4 protein-coding genes are annotated in these 6,188 nt (G+C 71.3%); all 4 read left to right on the top strand.

All coding sequences use genetic code 11. The features are described 5' to 3' along the window. Positions 1–603 (top strand): homocysteine S-methyltransferase (gene mmuM / locus ADK54_RS40645; RefSeq protein ID WP_078967029.1); only part of this gene is annotated, 603 nt, incomplete at its 5' end. A gap of 46 nt (positions 604–649) precedes the next feature. Continuing rightward, on the top strand, positions 650–2,281 hold the full coding sequence (locus ADK54_RS40640; RefSeq protein WP_078967028.1) for a 3' terminal RNA ribose 2'-O-methyltransferase Hen1: 1,632 nt from the start codon (positions 650–652) through the stop codon (positions 2,279–2,281). Further along, on the top strand, positions 2,278–4,845 hold the full coding sequence (locus ADK54_RS40635; RefSeq protein WP_053730895.1) for a polynucleotide kinase-phosphatase: 2,568 nt from the start codon (positions 2,278–2,280) through the stop codon (positions 4,843–4,845). Before ADK54_RS40640 ends, ADK54_RS40635 begins: the two co-directional genes overlap by 4 nt. A gap of 90 nt (positions 4,846–4,935) precedes the next feature. Beyond that, a complete protein-coding gene (locus ADK54_RS40630; protein ID WP_053730894.1) occupies positions 4,936–6,168 on the top strand; it encodes an arginine deiminase in 1,233 nt (410 codons plus the stop codon). The last annotated feature ends 20 nt before the right edge of the window (positions 6,169–6,188 follow it).

Here is a 6,188-nt window from a genome sequence, read left to right as displayed (position 1 = left end):
GCCCAACCCCCCGAATTCTGGGTAGCCGCCTCCATCGGCCCCTACGGCGCCTTTCTCGCCGACGGCAGTGAGTACCGAGGGCGTTACGGGCTGAGCGTGCGTGAGTTGGAGCGGTTCCACCGGCCGCGGATCGAGGCGTTGGTAGCGGCCGGGCCCGATGTGCTCGCGCTGGAGACGGTGCCGGATGCCGACGAGGCGGAGGCGCTGCTGCGGGCGGTCGAGGGGTGCGGGGTGCCGGTGTGGCTCTCGTACAGCATCGCCGGCGGGCGCACTCGGGCCGGCCAGGATCTGGCCGCGGCGTTCGGTCTTGTGGCGGCACATGACCAGGTGATCGCGGTCGGGGTGAACTGCTGCACCCCCGTCGATGCCGACCGGGCGGTGCCGCTCGCGGCGTCGGTGACGGGCAAGCCGGTGGTGGTCTATCCGAACAGTGGCGAGCGGTGGGACGCGGAGCGGCGCGGCTGGGCCGGCGGCACGACGTTCGACGCGGCGCGGGTGGGGGACTGGGTGTCGTCCGGGGCGCGGCTCGTCGGTGGCTGCTGCCGGGTCGGGCCGACGGAGATCGCCCAGTTGGCGGCCCGGGTGCGGGGTGGGCAGGCGTAAGGAAAACCGCTGGTGGGGGTGGTGCAGATCGGGCAATACTCGCGGTGTGTTCCTGACAATCACCACCACCGGCACCCCTGAAAGCCCCGCGACCGACCTCGGATTCCTGCTGCACAAGCACCCCGAGAAGGCGCAGCGCTTCTCCACCTCCAGCGGCACGGCGCACGTCCTCTATCCCGAGGCGACCACCGAGCGCTGCACGGCGGCGCTGCTCCTGGAGGTGGATCCCGTCGCGCTGGTTCGGCGCGGCCAGGGCAAGGGCCGGGGCGGTGCTCCTGATGCGGCGCTCGCGCAGTACGTCAACGACCGGCCGTACGCGGCCTCTTCGCTGATGTCGGTCGCGCTGTCCACCGTCTTCAAGAGCGCTCTGCGCGGTGTGTGCGCCGCGCTGCCGGAGCGGGCGGCGGCGCCGTTGCCGCTGCGCATCGAGATACCCGCGCTGCCCGCGCGCGGCGGTGCGGAACTCGTACACAAGCTGTTCGGGCCGCTCGGCTGGGACTCGGTGACCGCGGAACCGGTCGCGCTGGACGAACAGTTCCCTCAGTGGGGCGACTCGCGCTACGTGCGGCTCGTCCTGGAGGGGGAGCTGCGGCTGGCCGACGCGCTGCGGCAGTTGTACGTCCTGCTGCCGGTGCTCGATGACGCCAAGCACTACTGGGTCGCGCCGGACGAGGTGGACAAGCTGCTGCGGGCCGGTGACGGCTGGCTGGCTGACCACCCCGAGCAGAACCTGATCGCCAGCCGGTACCTGTCGCGGCGACGGGGCCTGGCCCGGCAGGCGATGGAGCGGCTCGAACTGGTGCGGCTGGCCGAGGCGGAGTGCCTGGACGTCGAGGAGGTCGACAACGCCGTCGACGAGTCCAGTGACACGACGGAGCGGCCGGCGACGCTCGCCGAGCAGCGCCGGGTCGCGATCCTCGCCGCGCTCACCGCGGCCGGGGCGAGCCGGGTGCTCGATCTCGGCTGTGGGCAGGGGCAGTTGGTGCAGCAGCTCCTCACGGATGTGCGCTTCACCGAGATCGTCGGAGTGGACGTCTCCATGCGCGCGCTGGGCGTCGCGTCGCGGCGTTTGCGCCTGGAGCGGATGACGGAGCGTCAGGCGGCGCGGGTGACGCTGATGCAGGGCTCTCTCGCGTACACGGACAAGCGGCTCAAGGGCTATGACGCCGCGGTGCTCAGCGAGGTGATCGAGCACCTGGACCTGCCGAGGCTGCCGGCGCTCGAATACGCGGTGTTCGGGTCGGCGCGGCCGCGCACCGTGATCGTGACGACCCCGAATGTCGAGTACAACGTCCGCTGGGAGACGCTTCCGGCCGGGCATGTGCGCCACGGGGACCACCGGTTCGAGTGGAGCCGGGCGGAGTTCCGGGCCTGGGCGCGTGCGGTGGCCGAACGGCACGGCTACGGCGTCGAGTTCGGACCGGTCGGCCCGGACGACCCGGAGGTGGGACCACCCACCCAGCTGGCGGTGTTCACGTTGACCGGCGCGGACGGGCCCACCACGGAGACACAGGGGAACGGATCCGCCGCGACGACGCGGAGGGGCGAATCCCCCGCCGAGACGCGGCCGGGCGCACCCACCGCGAAGCCGCAGGTGGACGCGCCGACCACGCCGACCGCGATGACCCAGCAGGGCGAGCCCACCCCGACGACGCCGAAGGAGGCGACGGCAGCATGAGTACCGAGACCAGCGGGACCAGCACGCACACCCCGGACGTCGGGCGTGCGCTCGCCGTCACCGACCTTTCCCTCGTCGTCCTCGTCGGCGCCACCGGATCGGGCAAGTCCACGTTCGCCCGGCGCCACTTCAAGCCGACCGAGGTGGTCTCCTCGGACTTCTGCCGGGGCCTGGTCGCCGATGACGAGAACGACCAGAGCGCCAGCCGCGACGCGTTCGACGTGCTCCACTACATCGCCGCCAAGCGGCTCGCGGCGGGGCGGCTGACCGTCGTCGATGCCACGAACGTGCAGCCCGAGAGTCGCAAGCAGCTCGTCCGGCTGGCCCGCGAGCACGACGTGCTGCCGATCGCGATCGTCCTGGACCTGCCGGAGGACGTCTGCGCCGAGCGGAACGCGAAGCGCCCCGACCGGGCCGGGATGCCCCGCCATGTGATCGGCCGGCACCGGCGTGAACTGCGGCGTTCCCTGCGTGGGTTGGAGCGCGAGGGCTTCCGCAAGGTGCACGTCCTGCGGAGCGTCGAGGAGGTCGAGAGCGTCGGGATCGCCATCGAGCGGCGCTACAACGACCTCACCCACCTCACGGGCCCCTTCGACATCATCGGAGACATCCACGGCTGCCGGTCCGAACTGGACACCCTGCTCGGCAAGCTCGGCTACGTCGACGGCGTCCACCCGCAGGGCCGCACCGCCGTCTTCGTCGGGGACCTCGTCGACCGGGGGCCCGACAGCCCCGGGGTGCTGCGCCGCGTGATGAGGATGGTCGCCGACGGTAACGCTCTGTGCGTGCCCGGGAACCATGAGAACAAGCTCGGACGTTATTTGAAGGGAAGGAACGTCCAGCACACGCACGGACTGGCCGAGACGATCGGGCAGTTGGAGATGGAGGACGACAGCTTCAGGGAGCAGGTGAGGGAGTTCATCGACGGGCTCGTCAGCCACTATGTGCTCGACGGCGGCAAGCTGGTCGTCTGTCACGCGGGTCTGCCCGAGAAGTACCACGGGCGCACGTCGGGCCGGGTCCGCTCGCACGCGCTGTACGGGGACACGACCGGGGAGACCGACGAGTTCGGGCTGCCCGTGCGCTACCCGTGGGCCGAGGACTACCGCGGACGCGCGGCGGTCGTGTACGGACACACTCCCGTGCCGAACACCTCGTGGATCAACAACACCATCTGCCTGGACACCGGTGCGGTGTTCGGCGGGAAGATGACTGCCCTGCGTTGGCCGGAGCGCGAGCTCGTCGACGTGCCGGCGGAGCAGGTCTGGTACGAGCCGGTCAAGCCGCTGGCCACCGAGGCACCCGGTGGTCACGAGGGCCGGCCACTGGACCTCGCCGATGTGCACGGACGCCGGGTCGTGGAGACCCGGCTGATGGGCAAGGTCGCGGTGCGGGAGGAGAACGCGGCGGCCGCGCTGGAGGTCATGAGCCGGTTCGCCGTCGACCCGAGGCTGCTCGCCTACCTGCCGCCGACCATGGCGCCGACCGCGACCTCCGGTGCGGACGGCTACCTGGAGCACCCGGCCGAGGCGTTCGCGCAGTACCGGAAGGACGGCGTCGCGAAGGTCGTGTGCGAGGAGAAGCACATGGGCTCGCGGGCGGTGGCGCTGGTCTGCCGTGACACGGAGGTGGCGCGCGAGCGGTTCGGCGTCCAGGGCCCGACCGGGGCACTGCACACCCGTACCGGACGGCCGTTCTTCGACGATGCGACGGTCACCGAGGAGGTCCTTGAGCGGCTGCGGTCGGCGGTGACAGCGGCCGGGCTGTGGGACGAACTCGGCACGGACTGGCTGCTGTTGGACGCCGAGCTGATGCCCTGGTCGCTGAAGGCGTCGGGCCTGCTGCGCTCGCAGTACGCCGCGGTGGGTGCCGCGTCCGGGGCCGCGCTTCCGGCTGCCGTCCAGGCGCTGGAGGCGGCATCGGCGCGGGGCGTCGAGGTGGCGGGGCTGTTGGAGCGCCAGCGAGGGCGGACTGTTGACGCGGCCGCGTTCACCGAGGCGTACCGGCGTTACTGCTGGGAGACCGACGGTCTTGACGGGGTGCGGATCGCGCCCTTCCAGATCCTGGCCGCGCGGGGTCGCAGCCTGGCCGCGGTGCCGCACGACGAGCAGTTGGCCTGGCTCGACCGGCTGGTCGAGCACGACCCGACGGGACTGCTCCAGGTGACCCGGCGGTTGGTCGTCGACACCGGTGACGAGGCGTCGGTGCGGGCCGGGGTCGACTGGTGGCTGGAGCTGACCGGCGCGGGCGGCGAGGGCATGGTCGTCAAGCCGCTCCAGGCGCTCGCCCGGGACGGCAGGGGGCGGCTGGTGCAGCCGGGCATCAAGGTGCGCGGCCGCGAGTACCTGCGGATCATCTACGGTCCCGAGTACACGCGTCCGGACAACCTCGACCGGCTGCGGCAGCGCTTCCTCGGGCACAAGCGGTCGCTCGCGCTGCGGGAGTACGCGCTCGGCCTGGAGGCGCTCGACCGGCTGGCGGGCGGCGAGCCGCTGTGGCGGGTCCACGAGGCAGTGTTCGCCGTCCTCGCCCTGGAGTCGGAGCCGGTAGACCCGCGGCTCTGACGTGGCGGCGGGCCGCTTCGGTGGCCCGCCGGCCCGTGCGGCGGCGGTGTTCGCCGGGTGAGGGGGGCCGCCGCGGGACAGGATGGGGGCATGGGATTCCATGTCGATTCCGAGACCGGGCGGCTGCGCCGCGTCATACTCCACCGGCCAGATCTTGAGCTGAAGCGGCTCACGCCCAGCAACAAGGACGCGCTGCTCTTCGACGACGTGCTGTGGGTGCGCCGGGCCAGACAGGAGCACGACGGTTTCGCAGACGTGCTGCGCGACCGCGGCGTCCAGGTGCATCTCTTCGGTGACCTGCTGCGCGAGTCGCTGGAGATCCCGGCGGCCCGCGGGCTCGTCCTTGACCGGGTCTTCGACGAGAAGGAGTACGGGCCGCTCGCGACCGGGCATCTGCGGGCGGCCTTCGACGAACTGCCCGCTGCCGATCTCGCGGAGGCGCTGGTCGGCGGGATGACCAAGCGGGAGTTCCTGGAGGGGCATCCGGAGCCGACGTCGGTGCGCTTCCACGCGATGGATCTGGACGATTTCCTGCTCGGCCCGCTGCCGAACCACCTCTTCACCCGCGACACCTCCGCCTGGATCTACGACGGTGTCTCGATCAACGCGATGCGCTGGCCGGCCCGGCAGCGCGAGACCGTGCACTTCGAGGCGATCTACCGCCACCACCCGCTGTTCAAGGGCCCCGAGGCGGGTCCGTTCAACATCTGGTCGCGGGGGCAGAGCGACTATCCCTCGACCATCGAGGGCGGTGACGTCCTGGTCATCGGGAACGGCGCCGTGCTGATCGGGATGAGTGAGCGGACCACCCCGCAGGCCGTGGAGATGCTGGCCCGGGGCCTGTTCGCGGCGGGCTCGGCGCGCACCATCGTGGCGCTCGACATGCCGAAGCGGCGGGCGTTCATGCACCTCGACACGGTGATGACGATGGTGGACGGCGAGACCTTCACCCAGTACGCGGGCCTGGGCATGCTCCGTTCCTACACGATCGAGCCGGGCGCGGGCGAGCAGGAGCTCAAGGTCACCGACCATCCGCAGGAGCACATGCACCGCGCGATCGCGGCGGCGCTCGGCCTCGACCGGATCCGGGTGCTCACCGCCACCCAGGACGTGCACTCCGCGGAGCGCGAGCAGTGGGACGACGGCTGCAATGTGCTCGCGGTCGAGCCGGGGGTGGTCGTCGCGTACGAGCGCAATGTCACGACCAACACGCATCTGCGCAAGGAGGGCATCGAGGTGATCGAGATCAGGGGCAGTGAGCTGGGGCGGGGGAGGGGAGGCCCGCGCTGCATGAGCTGTCCCGTCGAACGCGATGCCGTATAGTGATGCGTTCTTACGTATAT

This window comes from Streptomyces sp. WM6378, assembly GCF_001279695.1.
Taxonomy (GTDB): domain Bacteria; phylum Actinomycetota; class Actinomycetes; order Streptomycetales; family Streptomycetaceae; genus Streptomyces.
The sequence above is the reverse complement of the archived record's forward strand: the minus strand, read 5'-3'. Positions and strand labels throughout refer to the sequence as shown.

Bases quoted from the DNA above. Each gene is read 5' to 3' on its own strand.
- ADK54_RS40635 (WP_053730895.1), top strand. From the start codon at position 2,278: ATGAGTACCGAGACCAGCGGGACCAGCACGCACACCCCGGACGTCGGG.
- ADK54_RS40630 (WP_053730894.1), top strand. From the start codon at position 4,936: ATGGGATTCCATGTCGATTCCGAGACCGGGCGGCTGCGCCGCGTCATA.